Origin of the sequence: Endozoicomonas arenosclerae, assembly GCF_001562015.1 — a bacterium.
Classification (GTDB): domain Bacteria; phylum Pseudomonadota; class Gammaproteobacteria; order Pseudomonadales; family Endozoicomonadaceae; genus Endozoicomonas_A; species Endozoicomonas_A arenosclerae.
The window spans coordinates 1-25090 of sequence record NZ_LASA01000104.1 but is presented as its reverse complement, the minus strand read 5'-3'; the positions used below and the strand labels follow the sequence as shown (position 1 = coordinate 25090).

The 25090-nt window shown below is 48.6% G+C and carries 24 protein-coding genes; 18 read left to right on the top strand and 6 right to left on the bottom strand.

Annotation, left to right across the window (positions count from 1 at the left end; genetic code table 11):
• Both WG89_RS16815 and WG89_RS16810 read left to right on the top strand, forming a co-directional pair.
• The coding region (locus tag WG89_RS16815; protein WP_062260213.1) for a hypothetical protein at positions 1 to 201 on the top strand (201 nt) is incomplete at its 5' end.
• Positions 202 to 234: 33 nt separating this feature from the next.
• Entirely contained in the window at positions 235 to 2964 is a 2730-nt protein-coding gene (locus WG89_RS16810) for a hypothetical protein (protein ID WP_062268222.1), read from the top strand.
• Between the two features lie 27 nt (positions 2965 to 2991).
• Here the strand turns inward: WG89_RS16810 and ybaK are convergent, their stop codons facing one another.
• The 3 genes from ybaK to WG89_RS16795 are packed head-to-tail and all read right to left on the bottom strand — an operon-like array spanning position 2992 to position 4242.
• On the bottom strand, positions 2992 to 3471 hold the full coding sequence (ybaK, locus tag WG89_RS16805; RefSeq protein WP_062268220.1) for a Cys-tRNA(Pro) deacylase: 480 nt from the start codon (positions 3469 to 3471) through the stop codon (positions 2992 to 2994).
• 34 nt (positions 3472 to 3505) lie between these two features.
• Complete coding sequence (gene arfB, locus WG89_RS16800) at positions 3506 to 3922, bottom strand: alternative ribosome rescue aminoacyl-tRNA hydrolase ArfB (protein ID WP_062268218.1); 417 nt, start codon at positions 3920 to 3922, stop codon at positions 3506 to 3508.
• 11 nt (positions 3923 to 3933) lie between these two features.
• Positions 3934 to 4242: a DUF2288 domain-containing protein gene (locus WG89_RS16795; RefSeq protein ID WP_062268215.1), complete on the bottom strand. Its 309-nt coding sequence runs from the start codon at positions 4240 to 4242 to the stop codon at positions 3934 to 3936.
• A gap of 270 nt (positions 4243 to 4512) precedes the next feature.
• Between WG89_RS16795 and nhaC the strand changes: the two genes are divergently transcribed.
• Positions 4513 to 5943: a Na+/H+ antiporter NhaC gene (gene nhaC, locus WG89_RS16790; RefSeq protein ID WP_062268213.1), complete on the top strand. Its 1431-nt coding sequence runs from the start codon at positions 4513 to 4515 to the stop codon at positions 5941 to 5943.
• 177 nt (positions 5944 to 6120) lie between these two features.
• Here nhaC and WG89_RS16785 read toward each other — a convergent pair whose 3' ends face one another.
• Complete coding sequence (locus tag WG89_RS16785; protein ID WP_062268211.1) at positions 6121 to 6843, bottom strand: SDR family oxidoreductase; 723 nt, start codon at positions 6841 to 6843, stop codon at positions 6121 to 6123.
• Between the two features lie 179 nt (positions 6844 to 7022).
• On the opposite strand from WG89_RS16785, the gene WG89_RS16780 reads away from it, so the two are divergent.
• Positions 7023 to 7862, top strand: coding sequence for a LysR family transcriptional regulator (locus WG89_RS16780; RefSeq protein ID WP_062268209.1), 840 nt, complete (start codon positions 7023 to 7025; stop codon positions 7860 to 7862).
• On the opposite strand, the gene WG89_RS16775 is transcribed toward WG89_RS16780, so the two are convergent.
• A complete protein-coding gene (locus WG89_RS16775; protein WP_062268229.1) occupies positions 7857 to 8795 on the bottom strand; it encodes a LysR family transcriptional regulator in 939 nt (312 codons plus the stop codon). The genes WG89_RS16780 and WG89_RS16775 overlap by 6 nt on opposite strands.
• 297 nt (positions 8796 to 9092) lie before the next feature.
• Between WG89_RS16775 and WG89_RS16770 the strand changes: the two genes are divergently transcribed.
• From WG89_RS16770 to WG89_RS16710, 13 genes are all read left to right on the top strand, one after another.
• Positions 9093 to 10544, top strand: a complete 1452-nt coding sequence (locus tag WG89_RS16770) for a UDP-N-acetylmuramoyl-L-alanyl-D-glutamate--2,6-diaminopimelate ligase (protein WP_062268207.1) — start codon at positions 9093 to 9095, stop codon at positions 10542 to 10544.
• Positions 10545 to 10556: 12 nt separating this feature from the next.
• The gene (locus tag WG89_RS16765; RefSeq protein ID WP_062268205.1) at positions 10557 to 11021 is read left to right on the top strand and encodes a Rid family detoxifying hydrolase; all 465 of its coding nucleotides are present in this window, start codon (positions 10557 to 10559) and stop codon (positions 11019 to 11021) included.
• Between the two features lie 213 nt (positions 11022 to 11234).
• Positions 11235 to 12347, top strand: coding sequence for a D-alanyl-D-alanine carboxypeptidase family protein (locus WG89_RS16760; RefSeq protein ID WP_216638508.1), 1113 nt, complete (start codon positions 11235 to 11237; stop codon positions 12345 to 12347).
• A 31-nt stretch (positions 12348 to 12378) separates the two neighbouring features.
• Complete coding sequence (locus tag WG89_RS16755; RefSeq protein WP_079253880.1) at positions 12379 to 13668, top strand: MFS transporter; 1290 nt, start codon at positions 12379 to 12381, stop codon at positions 13666 to 13668.
• An 86-nt stretch (positions 13669 to 13754) separates the two neighbouring features.
• Positions 13755 to 14390 carry a glutathione S-transferase gene (locus WG89_RS16750; RefSeq protein ID WP_342669264.1) on the top strand — a complete coding sequence of 212 codons (636 nt, stop codon included), beginning with the start codon at positions 13755 to 13757 and terminating at the stop codon, positions 14388 to 14390.
• Positions 14391 to 14556: 166 nt separating this feature from the next.
• Positions 14557 to 15150, top strand: a complete 594-nt coding sequence (locus WG89_RS16745; RefSeq protein ID WP_062268200.1) for a GNAT family N-acetyltransferase — start codon at positions 14557 to 14559, stop codon at positions 15148 to 15150.
• Positions 15151 to 15555: 405 nt separating this feature from the next.
• Positions 15556 to 16137, top strand: coding sequence for a MarR family winged helix-turn-helix transcriptional regulator (locus WG89_RS16740; RefSeq protein ID WP_062268198.1), 582 nt, complete (start codon positions 15556 to 15558; stop codon positions 16135 to 16137).
• Between the two features lie 439 nt (positions 16138 to 16576).
• The gene (gene rsxA, locus WG89_RS16735; protein ID WP_062268226.1) at positions 16577 to 17161 is read left to right on the top strand and encodes an electron transport complex subunit RsxA; all 585 of its coding nucleotides are present in this window, start codon (positions 16577 to 16579) and stop codon (positions 17159 to 17161) included.
• Between the two features lie 19 nt (positions 17162 to 17180).
• Positions 17181 to 17768: an electron transport complex subunit RsxB gene (rsxB, locus tag WG89_RS16730; protein WP_062268196.1), complete on the top strand. Its 588-nt coding sequence runs from the start codon at positions 17181 to 17183 to the stop codon at positions 17766 to 17768.
• Complete coding sequence (gene rsxC, locus WG89_RS16725; protein ID WP_062268194.1) at positions 17765 to 20428, top strand: electron transport complex subunit RsxC; 2664 nt, start codon at positions 17765 to 17767, stop codon at positions 20426 to 20428. Before rsxB ends, rsxC begins: the two co-directional genes overlap by 4 nt.
• A gap of 168 nt (positions 20429 to 20596) precedes the next feature.
• Positions 20597 to 21658, top strand: coding sequence for an electron transport complex subunit RsxD (rsxD, locus tag WG89_RS16720; protein ID WP_062268192.1), 1062 nt, complete (start codon positions 20597 to 20599; stop codon positions 21656 to 21658).
• Between the two features lie 63 nt (positions 21659 to 21721).
• Positions 21722 to 22435 carry an electron transport complex subunit RsxG gene (gene rsxG / locus WG89_RS16715; RefSeq protein WP_079253879.1) on the top strand — a complete coding sequence of 238 codons (714 nt, stop codon included), beginning with the start codon at positions 21722 to 21724 and terminating at the stop codon, positions 22433 to 22435.
• The gene (locus WG89_RS16710; RefSeq protein ID WP_062268190.1) at positions 22428 to 23189 is read left to right on the top strand and encodes an electron transport complex subunit E; all 762 of its coding nucleotides are present in this window, start codon (positions 22428 to 22430) and stop codon (positions 23187 to 23189) included. The genes rsxG and WG89_RS16710 overlap by 8 nt, the downstream gene beginning before the upstream one ends.
• 68 nt (positions 23190 to 23257) lie before the next feature.
• Here the strand turns inward: WG89_RS16710 and WG89_RS16705 are convergent, their stop codons facing one another.
• The gene (locus tag WG89_RS16705) at positions 23258 to 24667 is read right to left on the bottom strand and encodes a hypothetical protein (protein ID WP_172806834.1); all 1410 of its coding nucleotides are present in this window, start codon (positions 24665 to 24667) and stop codon (positions 23258 to 23260) included.
• 254 nt (positions 24668 to 24921) lie between these two features.
• Between WG89_RS16705 and WG89_RS32185 the strand changes: the two genes are divergently transcribed.
• Positions 24922 to 25090, top strand: a 169-nt coding sequence (locus tag WG89_RS32185; protein ID WP_062260605.1) for a transposase, incomplete at its 3' end; no start/stop codon positions are given.

Sequence of the window (25090 nt, the reverse complement as noted above, 5' to 3'; positions counted from 1 at the left end):
TACCGCTATGAAAACATGATGACCCCTTACGAAAAGTTCCTGTCACTGAAGGAACCAGAACAGTACCTGAAAGAAGGGATTACACTGGACCAACTAAAGGACAAAGCGGAAGCCATGACCGATAATGAAGCGGCCAGAAAGCTGCAACAAGCCAGAGAAATCCTGTTTCAATTAGTTCATGAGCGACAAGCCGAGGGTTAGGTAGTAGTACCTGCCTTCAGGCTCATTTCAGGATTGGAAAATACTGACGATGCTGGACACCAGGAGGATAAAGAAGGGGTATTTGCTCAAAAGTCCGTCAAGGCTATGGATGTTTTACCCGAGCTGCCTGAAGGTGCCCACGAGACATCTGGCACCCGGGCTTTACCAGAAAGAAGCATCCAGGAAGCACCGGCTGTTAAACAGCTGGTCACCACTCTGCAAAAATCAACCACTCTTGTTCAGAATGATGAATCCACTCTGCTGAGCTCTCTGATAGATGCTCCCGCCATTCAAAGGCTCATTGAAACAGGAAAAGAAATCCCCTCATCATCCTTAGAACGTCTTGAGCAGGCATTGCCTGAGCTAAACACACTGATATTACAAGGCAGCACACCCGCCAATCTGCATTGGCGCATAGACAGCCTGCTTTCAGAACCTTTAGCTATGGATCAACTGTCCTCGCTAAAGCAATTACTCCAGAACACCTGCATTCATCTCGCAGAAACAAATCAGCCTGACACAAATCCAGAGCTCGCAGAATCCATCAAAACTCTAAACGCTGCTCTGGCAAGACAAGACTTGCCTGCAAAAGACCAATGCGGTCTGATCTGCAAAGCCATGGACAAGGTTGCGGATCACTTATCGGACCCAAATGATAAAGAGCTCTTTTCGATTCTGAGAAGGCAGGTCCGTGATGTAACGCTTCAATGTCTAAAGGAAGCATTCAGTCAGCGACTTCGGGACGTTATGAGTGATATGGAAAAGGGAGGCTCTGCAAGAGAAGTGGCTGTAGCGATAGAGCTGGGGTTGGCCGCTTCAGCATTGGGTCTGGATGCTCTCGGCGCTTCAGTGAAGCTTGAATACATCTTCACAGCGAAAACTCAGGATGATACTCGAATCAGTGATGAGCATGCTTTCAACACCCAACTCAGCCTCACGATCGGGAATAATGCTATTGCCAGAGCCGATGCCAGCCTGTCCGGAAGTATCAGAAAAGGTAAACTGTTCTCCGGACTGGAAGAGCATATACAACACCATGCCAATGATCTGTTGCCCATGTTGTTTAACAACCAGTCCCGGAAATCACACAGTCGTGTAAAAACATTAAAAGGAATAGTCACCACGCGCCATGCAGACAGGAATGAAGCACAGGTCAGAGCAGAACAGGAAAGACTGCAAACCCTGCTCCATGCCAAGGGTATTCTGCCTTCTCATCAGCACCTGACTCGCCCAGAACAATCGCAACGTAACTATCTGGACACTCGCTCCTGGCAGGTAAAGGGCTCGGCTGGCGTTACAGCACTGGAAGGGATGCTCTCAGGAGAGTTTCATGTATCCAATACTCACAGTGAGTTCTTCCAAAAATATCCAAGACTCTCGGCTATGAAAGCCTCTCCTGAAAAGCTGAACCAGGAGCCCGATCGCTACTTCTCAGTTCATAAGCCCGGCCAATGGCTGCAGGGAAAAGAAGGAAGACAGTGGATCAATAAAGTGAAAGCAGACGTTGAGCAGCTGAAAAAAGACTACTCAGCCTGCCGCGACTCTGACCCGGAAGAAGCTGAAGCGGTGAGCCTTCTGATAGAGATCTATCGCAGCCACTTGTCTCAGTCCATGGCTTCTCTGTACGCAGAGTTTGACCATTACTGTTCAGTCACCAATCAATTAGACAGTAATGCACATCCAGATCTGAGAAGTGATGTCCGTGATATCAAGCACCGACTTGAAGCAGCCAGAGGGGCAAAAAACAGAGGTGAGTACATTCGGGCTATCATTGATACTCATGTTGCTCTGGCCTCCATCTATCGTGACAGTCTGGAAGAGTCTGTCCCGCCAGAACCCAGGGACTACCAGTTTGCCCGCCTGCTGGAAAAGTTCGAACAGGATTATGAAAAACCCAGACTGGCATTGAATGAAAACCGGCACACCAGAGGACACCTGTCTGCTTTTAACAAAGCCACCAGTCATGACATCGAAGCCGGAGGTGAGATTAAGGTCGTGGTTGGCCCCGCTGAAGTAAAAGGCTATTTCACCATCAACGATGTCCGAAAGCATTTTAATCCGGATACCGAAGGGCGCTATCTCAACGTTGGTTTTACAGCAGGCATAGGCACCAATCCTCAATCTGCCCTGACCGCTGCAGTGGGCGGACTGCCTTCGTCAGTCACACAGTCAGGCCACCTTTTTCTTGATTCACTGCCTGAGAGTTTTGCCTATGGCATTCATGGCAACCTGAAAATGGAAGTCAACTTTATCTGGTCCCATGGCAACTGGCGTGTTCAGTACATCAGGGCCAGTAATCAGACAGGGATTGGCGGTGGAACTCCGGAGCTGACTATTCCTGCTGCTCCCGGCCTGGGAGTAGTCATGAAAGCAGAGGCGGCTGTCAGATCTGTCAACAACATCTGGGAAAGGGTTGGAACCAATACCCTGACTTACTTCTACACCCGTTACAATGGTTGGGCTATGGCGGGCAAAGTGCCGGAGTACTGGAACACTTTCAAATCCAGCAACAGCGACCGCTTAAAAGACTTGTTTAAAAATCTGGCAAGACCTGACAGCAATGTCAGAAAAGAGTTTCAAGAAACGCTCAGGGAAATTAACGTTGAAACGTTTTCAGACGCTCTGCAAAAAGCCATCAATGAGTATGCAGAATCTCCTGACGATGCCCACCTCCAGTCCGCTCTGAATTTATTCGATGAATTTATGACCCGACAACATCAGGTTCATCTGGATATGGTCAAGAACCGATTCAAACCGGTTTAAGGAATCACAAAGGTCTGTGGCTGACTTCTAACGGGAACGATCTTTTGCAATGCCAGCATACTGACCGGCCGTCAGTTCCAATAAGTCCGAAGGGCTAAGCTCTATTTCCAACCCTCTTCTTCCGGCACTGACATGAATGGTGTCGAAAGCTTCAGCACTTTTATCCAGAACAGTCTGCAGACGTTTCTTTTGGCCTAGAGGACTTATACCACCGGGCAGGTAGCCCGTGATACGTGCAGCATCATTTTGATCAGCCATAGTCGCTTTTTTCGCTCTGCAGGCAGAAGCCATGCTCTTAAGATCCAGTTGCGAGTCAACAGGCACAATACCTACCGCCAGCTTGCTGCTGTCCAGTGACACAATCAGGGTTTTAAAGACTTTTGCCGGATCCAGACCTAACTTCTGTGCAGCCTCCTCACCATAGGAAGCGCAATTTGGGTCATGCTCATACTGATGAACGGAATAGCTGATTTTGGCGCGTTTAGCGGTATTGATGGCAGGTGTCATGGATTACTTCAATATCCTTTTCATCAGCACGTTATTACCAACCTTTAACCTGACCTCTCAGATTTTTAGTCTTACCCCGCTGGCTCTTTCGATCCATACGCTTTTTCTGTGAAGAACGGGTTGGTTTGGTCGCTTTTCTTTTTTTGGAAACCACTGTCGCCTTCTGGATCAATCCGAGCAGGCGACTCAGTGCATCTTCACGATTCTTGTCCTGAGTTCTGAATGATTGAGCCTTAATGACAATCACTCCCTCAGAAGAAATTCTCTGATCACTGAAAGCCAGTAATCGTTCTTTATAAAAATCAGGGAGAGAGGACGCCCTGATATCAAATCGCAGATGCACAGCCGAAGAGACTTTATTTACATTTTGCCCTCCGGCTCCCTGGGCACGGATAAAATTGAACTCTATCTCGTCAGCAGGAATGGTGACTGTGTTGGAAATCTTCAGCATGGTGCTTTATTTCAATCCCTGTCCTGCACCAGAACCCATGGACGAACCACCACAGCCCATAAATAAGCCTGACGTTCATGCCAGTTTCTAGCCTGATCATCACTGACTGGGTTCAGCTTCTTTTCGTTCAGCCAGGCTTCTACCACGGTTTTATCATCAATAGAGATACTGTGGGCAACAGAAACAATATCAAGATCAGGAGCAACAGCCAGAAGATGGCCTGAGGCAAAGTAGCGTTGAAGGTCTGCCCAGGCAATTTTTGCTGTTTCCAGATTCAATTTGGCCTTGTTCAGCTCATTAGGGTCTACGGAGTCACTCATTAACAGCCTGCTGGTCAGATTTCAGTAATAAAGAAAGGCAGAGCCTATCACATTCATGGTTTTTTCAGCCAGTCAGCCCCTAACCCGATGCCTCTGGCTGGCAAAACTGCCTTTTTATACCTATTACTAAGTTCTGCCATTCATCAATTTCCAGCAGTTTCAGGGCACCTTTTTCCACCCTCATGGTCTAAAAACCCATCAGGCCGATTTACTCAACTACCTGATACACAAGTACTTATTACAATTTTTAACCGGATATATGGAGAGCCTATGACTTCGAACACAAGACTGCCTTCGCTTCTCCAAATCACCCTGGTACTGGGCACTTTCCTGTGCCTTGCTTCTGCCTTTACTATCCGTTTTGGCCTGCCAGTTCAGCTCGCCCTTTTCACCGGCTGGTTTCTTGTCATTGCCCTGGGCATTTTCCTGGGTCACAACTATGACGAACTGGAAAAAAGTGCCTCCAAAGGTATTCACGATGGCATGTCAGCCATTCTGATCCTGTTGTCCGTGGGCGTTTTGACAGGGACATGGGTTGCCGGTGGAATAGTGCCCTCCATCATCTACTTTGGCCTTAATAGCATCAGCCCCGTACTTTTCCTGCCCACTGCCGTACTTATTTGTTCAATTACCGCACTGGCCACGGGTACTTCATGGGGTGCTGCTGGAACAGCGGGCATTGCCATGATGGGGATTGGACAAGGGATGGGTATTCCTGCTCCGGTCACTGCAGGAGCCGTCCTATCGGGTGTTTATTTTGGCGATAAGCTATCGCCATTATCAGACAGCGTCATTCTTGCCGCGAGCATGTCAGGCGTAAAGGTTCCTTCCCATATACGACGAATGCTCCCCATCAGTTTGACCAGCTACCTGATTACTGTGCTTCTCTTTGCCGTGGCGGGTCTTCAGTATGGGCAAAACATTGATCTCCAACAGATCAATCAAATCACTCATTCTCTGTCCTCCCATTTCCAGATTTCCTGGGTTGCCCTGATCCCACCAGCCATCGTCATTGCAATGCTGGCCAGAAATATGCCGGCCTTTCCCGTGATCACCTTTGGCGCTTTCATGGGTTCAGTCTGGGCTTATGTTTTCCAGGGGCAAGACCCTATACTGGCAGTCAAAAGTGCTTGGATACTTACATCACCAGACACCGGTATCAATGTGCTGGATCAGCTACTGAGCAGTGGTGGCATGTATAACATGCTGGGTTCACTGGCTGTGATTATTTTTGGTTTGGGATTTGGTGGCCTGCTGGACAAAGTAGGGGTCATTTCAGCTATAGCCAAGAGAATGGAAAAAAGAATCAAGAATGAAACCAGCCTGACCAGCTTTACCATTGCCACCGCTTTCATGGGTAACCTTCTGGGCAGTGCCATGTATGTGTCGCTGATTCTCACTCCCAGACTGCTAACGAACACCTACGACCGAATGAAAGCGGACAGACACTTACTGTCAAGGAACAGTGAATTTGGTGGAACACTGACTTCTGGGATGGTTCCCTGGAGTGACAATGGTATTTTTATGGCAGGAGTTCTGGGCGTTTCAACCTTCGAATACCTTCCTTACATGTGGCTGTCTTTCTCATGCATCGTAGTGGCCATACTGGTTTCCTATTGGTCACCCGGAAAAGGCCAGACAGAAAAGGTGTCCAAAGGCAGTTTTGTAGAAAACAATAATCAGCTGGAAACACAAGCCTGAACGGCTTAGGTATAGTTCTGAAATAACTTCCTTGTCGACTCTTTCTCAAGTCCGTTCGGGCTGAGCCTGTCGAAGCCTAATATACGACCCTTCGACAAGCTCAGGGTGAACCGAGTCCGTATGTAAAATCGAAACAAATCCATAGGCAGGAGCACATAGTGCACTTCTGCCCTTTGATTATGGCTGCTGTCGTGTAGCAGAAACGACGATTTCGCGCACACAGACATTCTGTGGCTGGTTGTAAACAAAGCCTACACAACTGGCGATATCTTCAGGATGGATAACACCACCCATCCCATCTTTCCAGCTCTCATAGCCTTCTTTGATTTCACTGGATGTAGTGTGACTGAGCAGCTCGGTTTCTACGGCACCCGGAGCCACAGTAATCACACGCACATTATCGTCTGCTACTTCTTCACGAAGCGTCTCAGACAAACCATGTACGGCAAACTTGGTTCCGCAATAGGCCATGTGATTAGGGAAGCCTTTAATACCTGCAATGGAACTCAGGTTAATAATCGTTCCACCCTTACGAGCTTTCATTTTGCCGATAACAGCACCAATGCCGTTGAGAACACCGTTAATATTAACGCTGATCATACGATCCCACTCCGCAGGGTCCTGCTCATCGGCATTACCTAACAGCATCAAACCGGCATTGTTGACCAGACAGTCTGTTTCACCGTACACAGCTTCAGCTTCCTCAACCGCGGCGTAAAAAGCTTCACGATCCGTCACATCGATTTTTCTGCACAGTGTGTTCGGCAGTCCTAACTGCTCCAGTTTTTCTATTCTTCGCGCCAGCAGAAGCAGAGCATGACCCTGTTCACTGAATTGACGGGCAATAGCTTCACCAATGCCTGAACTGGCACCTGTAATTACAACTAATGGTTTTGTCATGAGGGATTCCTGTATGCTTTGCAATCTGTGAGCTTATGATCCACCAGCTAACACCTGATGGACTTAGCACTCACAGTCATGAGAAGTGGGCACTACTCTACATGCAGGCTTGCACCTTTCAGAAATACCTTTTGGTTTGAACATCCATAACTTTTTATTATCTTTCCCGGGAGTCCCATATGGACATACGGCTTCTCAAGCAGTTCGTTGCCGTTTATGAAGAGCAGAGTATTTCCCGCGCAGCTGAACGAAGCTTTGTATCCCAGCCCGCGCTTTCCAATGCCATCCGACACCTTGAAGAAGAACTGGGCTGCCTGCTGTTTAATCGCAGCAAACGAGGTGTTGCACCTACCCGGGAAGCAGAACAGCTCTACCCCATGGCCGTCAGAATGATCGGTGAGCTCAACAAGATTCCGGATTTATTAAAGGAGCAGCAGAAAAGATCAACTCTGACTCTCTCGATCATGCCGGAACTCCCCCACAGATATGTAGCCGAGTTTCTTGAGCGCAGTGCTCCCGTACTGGAAGACCATGAACTGATTCTTCAGCATTTACAGAAGCCATGCGACGCCCGCCTTATTCTGGACACCATGAAGAAAGAAGATGAGATGTTCCTGATGCTATGGCGGGAAGAATATGTATTCTGTGTCCATGAAGATCATCCTTTGGCCGTAAAGGAAGTGATCGAACTCAACGATCTGGATCAACAGCGTTTTATTATCTGTCCTCCCTGTGAAGCGCACCAGAGAACACTTGGGCTGCTGAGCCAGCAGGGCTTAACAGTTGATATCACCGCCAGCGTTGACAGCAAGGATCAGGTTGCCATGTTACTGCTGGCTAATCAGGGTGTTTCCTTTTTGCCAGAAGGTATGGCCAAACAATGGCCTGAGCTGAAAATCAAACCTTACAACGGACCAACCGACTATCGCCAGGCAGGACTGGCCTGGATGAGTAACAAGCCGGTGGCACCATTATTAAAAGTCCTGCTTGAAGAGCTCTCTCGAAATAAAGTCTCATGAGCCCTTTCTGAGCTGCTCAACTTCCTGCTGAATGATGCTTGTGACTCGCTCGCACAACCAGCTCATTCTGGGGTGGTGAGTATCTCGACGTCGCATCACCAGCTCGACATTAAAATCAGGAATTTCAATAGGTGGCGCAGACAAGGTCAATTGATCGGAAAAAAGGTCCGCTCTGCCCACCATCTCAGCCATAACGCACAACAGCTTGCGACCAGACATCAAATGCCTAAGGGTCAGGAAGCGTGAAGACCCCAGAATTACACGACGACTTACGTCCATTTCTGAAAGCGTGTTATCTACCGGACTGCTCAGCTGACCTGAGACAGAAACCATGGCCTGGGGCGTTGCCAGATAATCTTCAAGACTGATGGGAAGGGCAACGCCCAGCGTCTCATTATCGAACATGCAGACATGTCTCTCTCGATAAAGAGTCGTGCGACTCATACTATCCGGCAAGTGAGTGAAAACGCCGATAGCCAGATCCACACTGCCCTGCTCCATCATATTCTGACAATTTCCTGCATCAATGGCCTGAAAAACAATCTGACTTTCTGGCGCTTCTTCAATCAACTGATCAAACAAGACCGGCCCAAAAACCAGCTCGGCATAGTCAGAGAGCCCAATCGTGAGTTTGTGCTGACTTCGTGCTGGATCAAAACTTTGAGGAAACAGAATGTCATTGCGAATCACCTCCAGCACGCCGGTAATTTTATAGGCCAGTTCCTCCGCTCTTCGCGTCGGCACCATGATATGCCCCTGACGTTCAAACAGAGGATCATTGAGCAGTTTTCTCAGACGACTGAGGTTATAACTCATCGCAGATTGACCAATATGCAGCTGCTCAGCGGCCCTGGAAACACTGCGATGGTTCATGATGGCTTCAAAGGTGAGAAGCAGATTCAGGTCAACGCCCTTCCAATTGATTTCACTCATAGACTCAAACAGAACAACCAATTTAATTGATAGATATTCAGCCGATAGAATGGCCTCAAGTCAAACACTATCGCCAAATTCTATGTAAGAGTGAGCTGGAGAGCCTGCAGGACTTAAGATAGTTTCGGCCTGAAATCCAGAAAGAGCGGCCAGTTTTTCCGTTGAGTTTCCTTAAATAAATCAACTATTCGCGAAAACCCAACGAAAAAACTGACTCGCTCTACTGAATTTCATTCTCGAAAACTTAAGTCCTGCAGGCTCTAAGAACTCACCGAAGTTTACCGAGTCGTACAACACATGTTTGATAACTATTCAAAATCTCTGGAACAGTTGCAGGCACTGCCCGTTGGCAAGTTCGAGACCGATAGCCGAAAGGTAGCTTACGGAGATATTTTCGTCTGCCGTCAGGGGCTCACCTGTGACAGTCATGATTTTGCAGAAGATGCCATTAACAGAGGCGCCATCGGACTGATCACAAACCAGGAACTGGAAGTAGCAGTGCCCTGTGTGACAACACCTGGCTTTTCTGTATCTGTCAGCCTGATCAATCAATACTATCAGTATCCACAGGACCAACTGTTCAATATTGGTGTAACAGGTACCAATGGCAAAACTACGGTGGCCTACAGTCTCCAGCAACTGCTAAATCGGCAGTTTCCAACGGCCTATACAGGCACTCTGGGATGCCAGTTTGATGGCTTCAATGGTGAACTGATCAACACCACTCCTGACGCTATCACCCTTCTTAATCTGATGACGCGGATGTCTCGCTCCGGCATTACCCATCATATTATGGAGGTCAGCAGTCATACTCTGGATCAGGACCGGGTGAGCATCATTAACTTTGACATGATCATCATCACCAACCTGGGAGAAGATCACCTCGATTATCATGGCAACAAAAATGAATACCTGCAGGCCAAACTCAGGTTGATAGATCGCTTGAAGCCCAACGGTATTGCCGTTGTAAACCTTGATGATCCGGTTGCACCGGCCGTCATTGATCGCTGTCGGGGCAAGGCCAGGGTGGTCACTTATGGCAGTCGTCAAAATCAGGCGGACTACCGGATTTCCAATATTCAATCCAGCTGTCATGGCGGTCAGTTTACGGTCGAAAATCAGAACCGGTCAGCTACTGTGGAAACGCCACTGCCTTTTACTTTCAACATTGAGAACAGTCTGGCAGTACTGGCGGCTTTCGACTCTATTCAAAACAACCTGGAAGCATCGGCACAGGAGCTGTCCCGGCTTAAACCTACACCGGGCAGATGCGAAGTCACCACTCTGGCCAGTGGTGCAACCATCATTATCGATTACGCACACAATCAGGACGGCCTTGAGAACCTTCTGAGAAATGTCCGCCAGCATACCCGTGGCCGTATCTTCACAGTAATTGGGGTAACCGGAGATCGTTTGCCAGATGCTCAGGCCATCGGCAGTACCAGCTCCCAGCTCTCCGACGTGTCTTACTTCACCACCGATAATCCACTGGGCATCAAACCAGAGATCATTATTCAAAAGATGATCAAACAGGCTGATTATCAAAAGTACCGTATTGAACTGGATCGCAGTCTGGCTATCGAGAAGGCCCTGTCCCAGCTGGAAGCAGGTGATGTCCTCCTGGTCTGCGGCAAAGGCCGGGAACGCTTTCAGTACCTCAGTCAGGATAAAAACGCCCCTGACGTCTATTTCGGTGACCATAATGTGGTTCGTTATGCCTCTGAAGGCATGACCCGTACTCTTTCATAAGCCGAGGTTTTTATGAACAGATTGACTCTGGCTGGGGCCTTGATTGCCAGCCTTGCCCTTCCCGTTTCAGTGCTGGCTGCTGAACATCAGGAAACAGTTGAATTTCTGAACTCTGGGAAAATAATCCCTGACAACCTGCCTCTTTCTGAAGCAGTCAAAGTAGGCAACACCCTCTACCTGTCAGGACAAATCGGCTTGAAGCCCGGGTCCATGCAAATGGTGGAAGGTGGCGTCAAGGAAGAAACCCGACAGACCATGGACAATATCTCCAGTCTGCTAAAGATGAATGGCTACTCCATGGGTGAAGTTGTCAAATGCACCGTAATTCTCACCGACATCAATAATTGGGCTGCTTTTAATGAAGTTTACCAAAGCTACTTTTCAGCACCTTATCCAGCCCGCACTGTGCTCGGCTCCAGTGGCCTTGCTCTGGGTGCCAAGGTAGAAGTCGAATGCATGGCAGCAAAAGGCCGCTAATCATGAAAGACCGGCTTTAAACGTTGGCCTTTTATTCATGGGCTCAGTGTTAGGTTCTTTTCAACCTTGAAACTGGGAGAAGGAGCTCCTGACTGAGTCCATGAACACTGATGAGAGTAAATAATGAAGAGACACCGTTCAATTACAAGGCCATTGATTTCCAGCCCGCTTATTGCGCTTTGCCTTGTATTGTTAACCGGCCGGGCTTTGGCCGTGACCTCAATAATTCCGAATGCTCCGGCGATTAATGCCAAAGGCTTTGTCCTGATGGATTATGACTCTGGCCAGATCATTGCTTCCGAAAATGCCGAAACTGCCCTGGCTCCTGCCAGTCTGACCAAAATGATGACGGCCTATGTCATTGGCCGTGAAATCAACAGCGGGCGTTTGTCGTTTGATGACAAAGTCACCATAAGCCGAAATGCCTGGTCCAGAAACTTTCCTGACTCCTCAAAAATGTTCATCGAACCCGGTGACAAGATCAGCGTCGGCGACCTGAGTCGGGGCATCATGGTTCAATCAGGCAATGATGCCTCTGTTGCCATGGCTGAACACATTGCCGGTAGCGAAGGTGCTTTTGTCGATCTTATGAACAGCTGGGCAACCCGACTGGGTATGACCAACACCCAGTTCATTAATGCCCATGGACTGGACGGCGACAGCATTGCCACAACACCAAGAGATATGGCCATTCTTACCCAGAGATTGATCCAGGATGCTCCCGAGGTTTACCAGATCTACCAGGAAAGAAGCTTCAAATGGAATGGTATTACTCAGTACAACCGCAACCAGCTGCTGTGGGATCGCTCCCTCAATGTAGACGGAGGCAAGACAGGTTACACCTCTAATGCAGGTTACAGTCTGGTGACTTCAGCCACTCAGGAAGGTATGAGACTGATCACTGTAGTGATGGGCACCCCGAGCAAAACAGCTCGCCTGGAAGAAAGCCGAAAGCTACTGACTTATGGGTTTCGTTTCTTTGAGACCTCAACCCTGCTCGATCAGGATAGCGCTGTGCAGACAGAGAAAGTCTGGATGGGCACTCAGGATCAGATCAATCTGGGAGTCAACGATGATATCTCTGTCACTCTCCCAAAAGGTCAGGCCAGACGGCTGAAGGTCGAGTATGAAATAAACACACCTCTGAAAGCGCCACTGGAAGAAGGCAGCGTGCTTGGTCAGGTTCGCTGGGTTCTGGGCGATGAAACTATTAAGGAAGCCAACCTGATGGCCATAGAAGCCGTCGAACAAGGCAGCCTGATTAAGCGATTAGTAGATTCAGTTCTGCTGTTCATCAACAACCTGAAGCAGAACCTGTTGTCTTGAGATAAGGTCCAGAAAGTCTGAGAACAGTAATATGAGTGCACTACTAAAAAATCCAAACTACAGAAACCTGTTACTGGCCCAGATGACCTCATTGGCTGGCACCGGCATCAGCACAATTGCCCTGGCACTACTGGCATGGGACCTGGCAGGTGAAAATGCCGGTTCCGTGCTGGGTACCGCTCTGGCCTTGAAAATGGTGGCCTATGTGTTTCTGGCCCCTATTATCGGGGCATGGGCTCATAAACTGCCCAGAAAGCATTGGCTGGCAGGTCTGGACTTTATTCGGGCGGCACTCATTCTCTGTCTGCCTTTTGTCACCGAGATCTGGCAGGTCTATGCGTTGATTCTGGCCATTAACGCCTGTTCAGCGGGTTTCACGCCTGTATTTCAATCTGTACTGCCACAAATTTTACCGGACCGGGAAGATTATCTGAAAGCTCTGTCCTGGAGCCGAATGGCTTATGACATGGAGCAGCTGATCAGTCCGTTGCTGGCGGGATTATTGCTTTCAAGTATTGGGTTCAGGGAATTGTTTGTTGCCGATACTATGACGTTTGTTGTCTCCGGGATTCTCATCCTGTTCTGCACTATTCCCAGAGCACTGGAACCTAAACGACAGAAAGGGATTATCAACAACCTGCACTTCGGACTCAGCTCTTATCTGAAAACACCAAGACTCAGGGCTCTATGGGGAGCGTACTTTGCTGTTGCCAGCGGCAGTGCAATGCTGATTGTGAATACGGTTGTTTACGTCAAAGACCAGCTAAATGGTGGCGAACAGGAAACAGCGCTAGCTATGTCAGTGGCAGGCCTTGGCTCTATGCTGATCGCCCTGAAACTTCCGGGCTGGCTGAAAAAGTTCTCAACTCGTTCGGCTATTCTCAGTGGAGGAGGTCTTATTACATTGGCCCTTGTCACCGGTTCAATGGAACCAGGCTGGCCTGTCTATTTGTTGACCTGCCTGATGATTGGTATGGGTTTGTCGTTCATTCAAACACCAGCTGGCGTTCTGGTTACCCGCTCTTGTCAGGAAAGTGATGCACCGGCCTATTTTGCAGCGAACTTCTCCCTGTCACACTTTTGCTGGTTTCTGACTTATCTGCTGGCAGGGTGGAGCAGCGCTGCATTCGGGTTATCGACTTCTTACATTTTGATGGCACTGATTGCTCTAGCCGGCATTGTTTATGCCAGACATACATTCCCAAACCCTGATCCAGAAGTACTGACTCATACTCACCCACCTTCTGGCCAGACCCAGGCACCTGTCGAACACAGCCATCGTTTTGTCATTGATAGTGAACACAGACGCTGGCCAACCTGAGTGACTTAATGCAAAATTCTGGCAAACAGAACCAGAATGATGGATGCAGCTTTGGAGAAAAGTTGCATTCTTTTTAGAGAGCTCAAGTGAACGATATCAACACCCCTATCCTTTATTCCTTCCGTCGATGCCCCTATGCCATGCGTGCCAGGCTGGCTCTGACATACTCAGGCTCGGAGCTTGAGCACAGAGAAATCCTTCTTAAAAACAAACCTCAAGCCATGCTGGAAGCCTCACCAAAAGGCACCGTCCCCGTGCTGGTTTTACCAGAAGGTAAAGTCATTGATGAAAGTCTGGATATCATGCTCTGGGCATTGGCTGTAAATGATCCTCAAAACTGGTTACCGGAGAGCTCTGAAGACAAGTCAGCGATCATGGCTCTGATCAAAAAAAATGACTTTGAATTCAAGTCTCAATTGGATCGCTACAAATACGCAGATAGACACCCAGAACATCCCATGGAGTATTATCGAAGCCAGGGGGAACTGTTTCTAGAACAACTGGATAGCTTGCTAAGCAACCAAGACTATCTAATGGGAGATAAGCTGACCCTGGCAGATATGGCCATCGCCCCTTTTATACGACAATTCGCTCACGTAGACAGAGATTGGTTTTACTCAACCCGATACGAGAATCTTCAACAATGGCTGAAAGCCTTTCTGGAATCCAAGCTGTTTATCCAGATCATGATCAAGCATCCGGTTTGGCTTGAGCAAAGCTGATTGCGTTCCAACGAAGAAGCTCTTTTTGCTCTTCGACTATGACGGCTTATCCAGAGAATAAGGTTTGAACGATAAGCCAGGAAGCTAGGGCTACAGCATTGATAAACTATACAGCAATCAGTTAGCCTGCTCAGGAGACAGCAGATAAGGTTCAGGGAAGAATACAATGACAATAGCAACTGACAGTTCAGTTCGGCCGGTGGTCACTGAAGATACTGAAACAATGCACACTATCCTTTGCGAGGCTTTTGCTGAAGACCCTGTGATGAACTGGTTGTCAGATAAGCCGCTGTTTGTCCCTTCCATTTTTCACAGTATCATTCCGTATGTTTTACCATACGACAGCTGTCAGATTCACAGTTCCGGTCTTGGCGCAACAGCCTGGATGCCGCCGGGCAACACTATGGATGTTCCCATTGGTCTCGCTGACATCCTGAAAGCCTGCTGGCAGTTTGGCCCCGGCCACCTGTTTCGCTTGAATAAGTTACAGACTCTTATCGAAAGAGAGCACCCCAAGGAACTTCACTATTACCTGTTCGCAATCGGTACAAGATATGACGCCCAGGGCAAAGGAGTTGGCTCTTCCCTGCTGCAATCGGGAGTGAATCGTTGTGACAGAGAAGGAATGCCTGCCTATCTGGAAAATTCTAACCCCAGGAACTTCCCTCTCTATAAACGATACGGCTTCAAAGTGATCACTGAAATCAAACTCCCCGACGGCCCTTCTCTTTGGCCTATGTGGCGGGAACCTGCTACTTGAGATTTATGGATTTTTCAGGCGACCCGAAAATACCAAAAGCAATCAAATACAATCAAAGATCACCACAAAAGTGCAGGCGCACTGTTTTATTGCTCATTTATGCGCAATTTCAGTGCCTTTTACACCGCACAGATAGTCAATCCTGCCTATCATTGTTATCCTCAACCCATTAGCCATGAACGAATGCCAGCCCATATTAGACAGTAGCCGGACCAGGAATAGTGCTCTCGCATAAAGTTCAACCCAATGAACTTCCTGATCTTAGCCCTCTATAAAGTGGTGGCATCTTCACTATAGGCAGCCATGAGCGAAAAAAAATTAACGCTCCTTGCCTCGGCACTTCAGGTGACTAGGAGCCTGAATTTTTCATATTAAAAATAACGATGAAAAGACAGTCAGGTTGTTATGGCGAAACTCAACCCTTTTATAACCGGCAAGACCGCTTTTGGTAGTGCACTGATTTCAGAATCTCCGTTCTCCGACATGCCACCTGCATCACCGGAACTTGCGGATACACGATCCAGCCAATACCAGAAACTGCTGCGTAATCTCGATCAGTTATCTTCCACCCTGACTTCCACCCGCAAAGTGATGGCAGAAAAAATTGGTTTGAGTACACCTCAACTGAACATACTGCTTACGCTGGCAGAGCCTGAAAACTCAAGGGGCGTAAACGTAAGGGATGTAGCCTCTATGCTGAATGTTTCCGGAGCCTTCATCACTGTTGAAGTGAATAAGTTGGTAGAGGCAGGCTACATACTCAAAGCCACCAATCCCAAAGACCGTAGAAGTGTTCTGCTCAGACTGACCGGCAATGGCAAACGAAAAATTGATGACACTCTGATTGAACTGGAACAGTACAATGAGCAGGTATTTGGCCATCTTTCTTCATTGGAGCTGGATGACCTGAGAAACCTGGTTTCCTCTTTGCTCGACAATGGACAGGAACTACTGGCAAACCTCAACAGCCAGCGCAGCAACTCCTGAAGCAGATAAATAAAGCCTGACTGAGATGCTCCATTTTGATCAGGCTTTTTCACCCTGACAGCTTCAAAGACATGAATCCATTAGAGGCTCTATGGATTTCCACAATGCATCAGCGTTCCAATCCCGCTATAATCCCGCAGTTTTCACCAAGAAATGTGGCTAGGAGTCTGTCGGACTCCATTTTGGTGGATGCCAGTTTTATATTTATTCCTTTTAGATCTTTATAAGTCATTTAACTGCATTTTTATGGCATATATACTTGACCGTCACATTCGGGTATAGACACTGCTGACACTTGAACCGGGCCTTCAAACAGCCATGAGCCGGAAATACCGCTCACCCCGAAACATGAAAATAGCTAAAGATCCTGAGAGAGCAGCATTTTCATAGTAAAGAGTCAGCCCTCGAACACACTCTCGGTAGAGTCATAATGGAACAGATGAGCGAACTGGTACTGATTATGGTCAGTGCCATCCTGGTCAATAACTTTGTACTGGTACAGTTTCTGGGCCTCTGTCCGTTCATGGGTGTCTCCAACAAGCTGGAGTCGGCCATGGGGATGTCCCTGGCGACAACCTTTGTTTTGACTCTGGCCTCTATCTGCAGCTATTTAACTTATCAATACCTGCTCGTCCCATTGGGTCTGGAATTCCTTAAAACCATAGCCTTCATTCTGGTTATTGCTGTGGTTGTACAGTTTACCGAGATGGTCGTCAGAAAGGTCAGCCCTCTCCTGCATCGGGTATTGGGTGTATTTTTGCCACTGATCACCAGTAACTGCGCAGTTCTGGGTGTGGCTCTGCTAAACAGTAACCGCCTGAACAGCTCTCTGGTGGACTCTGCCACCTACGGTTTTGGAGCTGCAGCCGGCTTCTCACTGGTTCTTGTCCTGTTTTCCGCCATGCGCGAACGCATCGCTGCTGCCGATGTCCCGACTCCTTTCAGGGGAGCCGCCATTGGTATGATCAGTGCTGGCCTGATGTCTTTGGCCTTCATGGGCTTCACCGGCCTGATCAAACTGTAAGGGAGTTCTGTTAAGGATTATGGAAATAGTTTTCTACGCCATTATCGCCCTTCTTGTACTGGCTCTGGTTTTTGGCGCCGTACTGGGTTTTGCCAGTGTCCGATTCAAGGTAGAAGGCAATCCGATCATTGATCAGGTGAATGAGCTGCTGCCACAAACCCAATGTGGTCAATGTGGATTTCCCGGCTGTAAGCCCTATGCAGAAGCCATTGTCAGCGGTGAATCCATTAACCGCTGCCCTCCTGGTGGACAGTCCACAATCAATGCCCTGGCAGACCTCCTTGATGTTGAGCCTGAACCCCTGGATGAAGAGCACGGCGCAGAAAAACCAACCATGGTTGCCTACATTCGGGAAGATGAGTGCATTGGCTGTACCAAATGCCTGCAAGCCTGCCCGGTTGACGCCATTCTTGGTGCTGCCAAACAGATGCACACCGTCATGAAAGATGAATGTACTGGCTGTGACCTTTGTGTTGAGCCTTGCCCGGTTGACTGCATTGATATGATTGCGATTGAAACCACCACCCGAACCTGGAGTTGGACATTGCCCTCCAAGGACGCAGAATCCGGACTGATTGCCACAGACATGAGAGGACAAGCAGTATGAACCTGCCTCTCAAGGATATTACGGAATCAAAACAAAGAGTCTGGCCTCTAACCGGCGGTGTTCACCCTGAAGAGAATAAGCATCAATCCACCAGTACGCCGATCAGACCGGCACCCATGCCGGAGAAACTGACCCTCCCTTTATCGCAACATGCAGGAGCACCCGCCGAGCCTATAGTTGCAGTGGGTGATAAAGTGTTAAAAGGTCAGATGATTGCCAAAGCTACCGGCTTTGTCAGTGTGCCGGTTCATGCCCCTACCTCTGGAACCATTACTGCGATTGGGAAAGAAGCTATTCCTCACCCTTCCGGAATGCACGACGACTGCATCACACTCATTCCAGACGGTCTGGATCAGTGGTGTGAACTCAGTCCAGTCAAAGAATTTCAATCGGTAAACCCTTTGGATCTGGTTAACCTCATTCGAGATTCAGGCATTGCCGGTATGGGAGGAGCTGGATTCCCAACTGCGGTCAAGCTCTCGCCAAGAAGCCCTATTCACACCCTGATTCTTAATGGCACTGAGTGTGAGCCCTATATCACTGCTGACGACATGCTGATGAGAGAGCGTGCTGAAGCTATTGTGGCCGGTGCAGAGATATTGAAATACCTGCTGAATTCCGAGCGCTGCCTGATAGGGATTGAAGATAACAAACCTGAAGCGATTGAAGCGGTTAAAAAGGCGGTCAGCCAAAGCGACAACAGTCATTATATTAAAGTGGTCGTTTTTCCAACCAAATACCCTTCTGGCGGTGAAAAGCAGCTGATTCAGATTCTTACCGGCCAGGAAGTGCCATCTGGCAAACTGCCTTCAGACCTGGGAATTGCCGTTCAGAATGTCGGCACCGCAGTTGCCGTTAATGATGCCGTCCACCAGGGCAAACCCTTGATTTCAAGGATCACAACCCTGACAGGTGAAGCGCTATCCAGCCCTGGAAATCTGGAAGTTTTGCTGGGTACATCTACTCGACACCTTCTGAAAACGGCTGCAGTCAGCGATCAGAAACTGGCAACCCTGATTATGGGTGGGCCCATGATGGGATTCACTCTGGATGACCTGGACGTCCCAGTCACCAAAACGACTAACTGCCTGATTGCTGGCACCCGTGAAGAATTTCCCCCGGCCATGCCTGCTCAGGCTTGTATTCGCTGCGGTATGTGTGCAGAAGCCTGTCCTGCTTCTCTGCTGCCACAACAACTTTACTGGCACGCAAAGTCCGAGAACCATGAACAGCTGAAGCACCATAACCTGTTTGATTGCATTGAGTGTGGCGCCTGTTCTTTTGTCTGCCCCAGCAGTATTCCACTGGTTCAGTACTATCGAGCCTCCAAGGGAGAAATTCGTGCCCAGGAAGCCAAGCACGCCAAGGCAGAACGCTCCAAGGTTCGATACGAAAGCCGTCAGGCCCGACTGGAAAAAGAGCAGGCAGAAAAAGAAGCCAAACGTCGTGCAAATGCTGAGCGAGCAGCCAAACTGAAAGCCGCCAAAGAAGCCTCAGCCAAACAAGACAGTTCATCCAGTACAACTGCTGCAGTGGATCCTGTGCAAGCTGCCATAGAACGTGCAAAAGCCAAGAAAGCAGCAGGCGCAACGGCCAGTAAGCCAGCAAAAACAGTCCTGTCTGCTGAGCAGAAAGAGCTGAAAATACAGCTATCCCTGGCCAACGCCCAGCTGAAGAAAACCCGAAGAGCGCTGACTATAGCTCAGGAAAAGGGAGAGGGTGACGTCGAGAAGCTGACGGCCGACGTGAGCATGCTGGAAACACAGGTGGCAAAGCTTCAGAAAGAATTTGACGCTGCTTCTGCTACCGAACAGCCCAAAGTCGCGACACCTGATGCAGAAGCCGCTAAAAAGCTGAAGATTGAATCAGCCATGGCTAAGGCTGCTCTGAAAAAGTCAGAGCGTGCCCTGGCAACCGCTCTGGAAGAAGGCAACTCAGAAACGGAAGCCCTGAAGGAAGCCGTTGAAGAAAGCCGTAAGAAGGCTGAGGCATTAGCCAAAGAGCTGGCAGATGCCACTACAGCAGCGCCAGCGAAACCTGCTGCAGCTGACGATGAGAAAAAGCTGAAAATTGAGCAGGCCATGGCCAAAGCTGCCCTCAAGAAAGCCGAGCGTGCCTTGAATAAAGCCCGCGAGGAAGGCAGTTCTGAATTAGCAGAACTGGAGAAAGCAGTAGAACAGAGCCAAAAGAAATTGGATGCACTGACACCTGCTCAGTCGCAGGCCTCTTCAACCAATAGTCAGGAAAAGTCGTCCGATCCAGCGGATGATAAGAAACTGAAAATTGAAAAGGCAATGGCCAAAGCGGCGCTGAAGAAGGCCGAACGAGAGTTGGCTAAAGCTCAGGAATCTGGCTCTGAGGATATCGTTTCACTCGAGAGTAAAGTAGACGAGTGCCGTAAAAAGCTTGAGCAGCTGGAAGAAGGAAAGCCCTCGGTTACAGTGACCGAGCCGGAAGTTTCTAAAGCCCCGGCCAAAGTTCAGGCTGGCGATGATCTCAAGAAGTTAAAGATTGAGAACGCCATGGCCAGAGCTGCTGTCAAGAAAGCACAACGGGCTCTGGAGAACGCTGAAGGTGATACCAGTGCTCTGGAAACAGTCCTGATAGAAGCACAAACCAAAGCCGCTGAGGCTGAAAAAGCCCTGGCAGCAGGAAGCTAGTGCAGCAGCCAAGCGTCAATGGTAATGCACTTCGACAGGCTCAGTGCGAACGGTATGGGATTTAGCGCTTAACCGCACTAGCTCACGAGCATAAAGTTCAGTAGAAAACTGTTTTGTTCTACCAAGGGATAAGACAGTTTCTCAATAGATAAACAGTCGGAATTCACGATGACCCTGGTAAGGCAGACATCCCCCCATGCTCGCGGCCCCAACAGCACGCAGCAGGTAATGAAACTGGTTCTCCTGGCCACAGTGCCGGGCCTGGCCATGCAAACAGTATTCTTTGGCTGGGGCACACTGATCAACCTTATCTGGTGTGTCCTGATCGCACTGGGTTCGGAAGCCCTGATCCTTAAAATACGACGCAGGCCGATCAGCTTCTACCTGTCTGACGGCTCAGCCATCGTGACTGCCGTATTGCTGGCTCTGGCTCTGCCTCCTTTCTCGCCCTGGTGGCTGACTCTGATCGGAGTTTCCTTCGCCATTATTATTGGCAGGCAGCTCTACGGCGGCCTTGGCAACAATCCATTCAACCCTGCCATGCTGGGCTATGTGCTTCTGCTGATTTCATTTCCACAGGAAATGACTCAATGGCTTCCTCCCATGGGTGCTGAGGGACACACTGCTGTCAAAAGTTTCAGCGATGCACTTTTCTCCATATTCCCCCTCTTTGGACATGGCATCAGTGTTGACGCCATTAGCATGGCTACCCCTCTGGATGTTGTCCGTGAGAATAACTCCCTGACCATGAAGGAACTCTGGTTAGAAAATCCTGCCCTGCAATATTTTGCCGGGCGTGGCTGGCTCTGGATCAACCTGGCGTATCTGGCTGGCGGCCTGTTCCTGATCTACAAAAAAGTATTCACCTGGCACGCGCCTGTTGGCATGCTGGCTGCTCTTCTAGTTATGTCGACATTATTCTGGGGCGGCACCGGATCAGGCAGTCACGGCTCTCCTCTATTCCACTTATTCAGTGGCGCCACCATGCTGGGAGCCTTTTTTATTATTACCGACCCTGTCAGCAGTGCCACCAGTAATAAGGGACGACTGATTTTTGGTGCAGGAATCGGGATCATTGTTTACGTTATCCGAGCCTGGGGTGGCTATCCGGACGGTGTCGCCTTTGCCACACTGCTCATGAACATGGCAGCCCCCATGATTGATTACTACACCCAGCCCAGAACCTATGGCCACAAAAAGCCAAACAAAGGTCTACCCAATGACAGTTAACTGTTTCCAGTAAAAATTGGATGGTTTGTTAACTAGAACTGGATAAAAGTGAATTGATGCGAAATGAGTGACTCACAGAATCAAAACGAGCCTGAAGAGAAGCAAGCTAAGGCCAGCGGCATGGTTCGCAGCATTGCCCGTAACAGTCTGACCCTGGGTCTGTTTGCCATAATGACTGTCGGACTGATTGCCCTGACTTTTGTTTTTACCGAAGACAAAATTCATGCTCAGGTTCGTGCCTTTGAAGCTCGAGCGCTGAAAGAGATTCTGCCTGACAACACACACGACAACAGCATTCTTGATACACGAATAGCCATTCCTCCCAATGAACTGCTGGCCACCTCCACTGAAAAAGATGGCTACGTTGCTTTCAAGGATGGCAAACCCGTTGCAGTGATTCTTCCAGCCATTGCACCCGATGGCTACGCTGGAAAAATCGAACTTCTGGTCGGCATCTACGCCGATGGAACGCTGGCCGGTGTCAGAGCCACCCAGCACAAGGAAACCCCCGGGCTGGGTGATAAAATAGACACTAAGGTTTCCAACTGGATCTTGCAGTTCCGTGGTAAATCACTCGATGACCCGGCTCCTGAAGACTGGGGTGTGAAGAGAGATGGCGGCCAGTTCGACCAGTTTACCGGAGCAACCGTCACACCCAGAGCCGTTGTTGCCTCTGTGTACCGAACCCTGAACTACTTCAACTCTCACAGAGAGGAGCTGTTCAAGCAGGGCAAAGCCGCCCTGACGAACCTAGAGAGGGAGCAGAAAAATGACTGAAGAAGTTTCTACGGATTCAGACGTTCAGAAAAGCACTCTGTTTGCTGATCAGTCTGCAGCGAAAATCGCCTGGGACGGGCTCTGGAACAACAACCCGGCGCTGGTTCAGCTGCTGGGACTGTGCCCACTACTGGGTGTTTCCAACAGTGTCGTTAATGCTCTGGGTCTGGGCATTGCCACCATGCTGGTTGTTATGGGCTCAAACATTGTTGTCTCCTTGATCCGGCATCAGGTGACCGATGCCATTCGCCTTCCTGTCTTCGTGATGGTGATAGCCTCTTTCACAACCTGTATTGAACTGTTGATGCAGGCTTATACCTATGAGCTTTATAAAATTCTGGGGATTTTTATTCCCCTGATTGTCACCAACTGCATCATTCTGGGTCGTGCGGATGCCTACGCCTCCAAGCATCCTGTTGCTCCTGCTGCATTTGACGGATTTATGATGGGCGCAGGTTTTGCAGCCATTCTGGTGCTACTGGGGGCATTACGTGAACTCGTAGGTCAGGGGACATTATTCTCAGGTATGGATTTGTTGCTGGGTCCTGTTGCTGAAAACTGGACAATTGTCGTTTTCCAGGATTACAAGCAATTCCTGTTCGCCATTCTGCCACCGGGCGCATTTGTCTTTATGGGCTTTCTAATTGCTATCAAAAACGTCATCGATAAGAAGCAGGAAGAAGCGAGAAAGGCAAAAGAACCAGTCTCCGAAGCTGGAAGTAAACGCGTTCGCGTGACCGGAAATATCAGTTAATCCAGCTATTCATCACCAGACTTATGGAGCCCCCCATAAGTCTGGAAAAGACCTTGTATTGCCACTCTTTATAAATCCGTCTCCATCTCGCCTTCACTCCAGGACGCTCGATAACGTCTAAATTGGTCAGCCGCTTCCAGGAACTGAGCTCCATCACCCTGTTGAGCCATATTGTGAAGCTCTCCCAATGCTTGATGAGAGACCAACCAATTTATGATCACTTCCCAGGTCTCCTCACCATATTCAGAAGGTAATGTTATTCCCTGCGACTGAGTAAAGTTTGTAATGAAGTTTGGCTGCGATGGGTAGAGTTGCATCAGTATCTGGATAAAGTTCTCAGGAGTAGGTTCAGGAAACGCTTCAGGCGCTCCACCCTGGGGCTCTAAACCAAGCTCAGTGAATATTTCCGCAGACCCCACAGCCTGAGAAAATAATGCAATGTGACTTTCAGGAACCAGATTCAAGAGACTACTTAAATGCTCACTTTCACTGCCTGACTGTGACGCAATCCAACTAAACACTGTAACCCAGCTCTGCACTGAGTAATTCTCGGGTAATACAATGGAGTGTGCGCTTGCAAACAACGATAAAAATTCCGGCTGACTCTGAAATGAAGACACTAATGCCTGAGCAAAATAACTGATGTTCAGTTCATTTTGGATAATCAACAATAAATGCTTCAATAATTCAGCCAGCAGCGCTTGATGATCCACTAAAGAGCTTTCAAGAGTGCCCTGATTTGGCTTGCGATCATCGCCCTCTTCTCCCGCCCCTTCCCTTCTTTCACTTTCTTGCCCCGATCTTTCTCCATTACTCCCTTTACTGGCAGCTCCAAAACTCAGCAACTGTTCCTGTGTAAGCTCAGGAATGTCTAATTTTGGTCGACTCCATCCTCCCCCCAAATGCCTTATACCAGGAAAGATGTTCGTTTTTAGAAGCCACTCTCCTGGAAGGTCATATACCCAGTACCTCTTATCATTCAATTGAAAGAAAGAACGATTCAACCTACTCAATAGAATCAGCCTGCTTCCATGCTGATACAGACTACAGGATGGGACTAACTGCTCAGGGTTATAAATTTCAATTTCAGGAAATGCTCCCTGCCCTCCGGATGAACTCACCTCTACCTTACTTAAAACCACAGAGCCGGAACGGATTCTTTCAGCAGGTTTTTCGGTGTGTATCAACAAATCAGTTCCCTTCGAACAGAGCCACAACACCTGACCCCCTGACTTTTCCTGAACGCCTCCGGAAACCTTCAGATGTATCGTTAATAAGGCAGTGGATTCAGAAGAGTTACCCTGAAGGCCCAGAGCATTCTCCTGAACATTGAGAGAAAAGAATTGATCAAATACCTCTAAATCAAATGTGAACTCAGTATTTAAACCATCTTCCTGAGACCAGACGTCCATTGATAAGAAAAGAATTAGAGCAGAAAACCATCTGATTAACTCAGTGGGCACACACTTCATTTTCACAACATAAGCCCTGAAAGCACGCACTGCATTCATACACAAAGAAGGGGTGAATCTTGAATGTACAACCAGTCCAGTCTATTCGTACGAGCAGATAAGATTAAAATAGACGAAAGCGGGCAGAAAAAAAACGAACTCATACCCTCAGTAACAATTTCTGAAGATGAGTTCAAAATCTCATTATGGAAAGCTAAGGAACCTGCGAATAAGTCCCTGATCATGAGATAATAATCTCAGCAGCTTGATCAGAGGTAGTCATGGACCAACAACTCTCTTTTTCCGACAGTGAATTCAGCCAGAAGCGACGCAGAACTCGTAGGGAAATTTTTCTTGAAAGAATGGAGGTTCTGATTCCATGGAAACGCTTAGAGGCCGTAATCGAGCCCTATTACCCTAAGCGTGGCAACGGAAGACCTCCTTATCCTC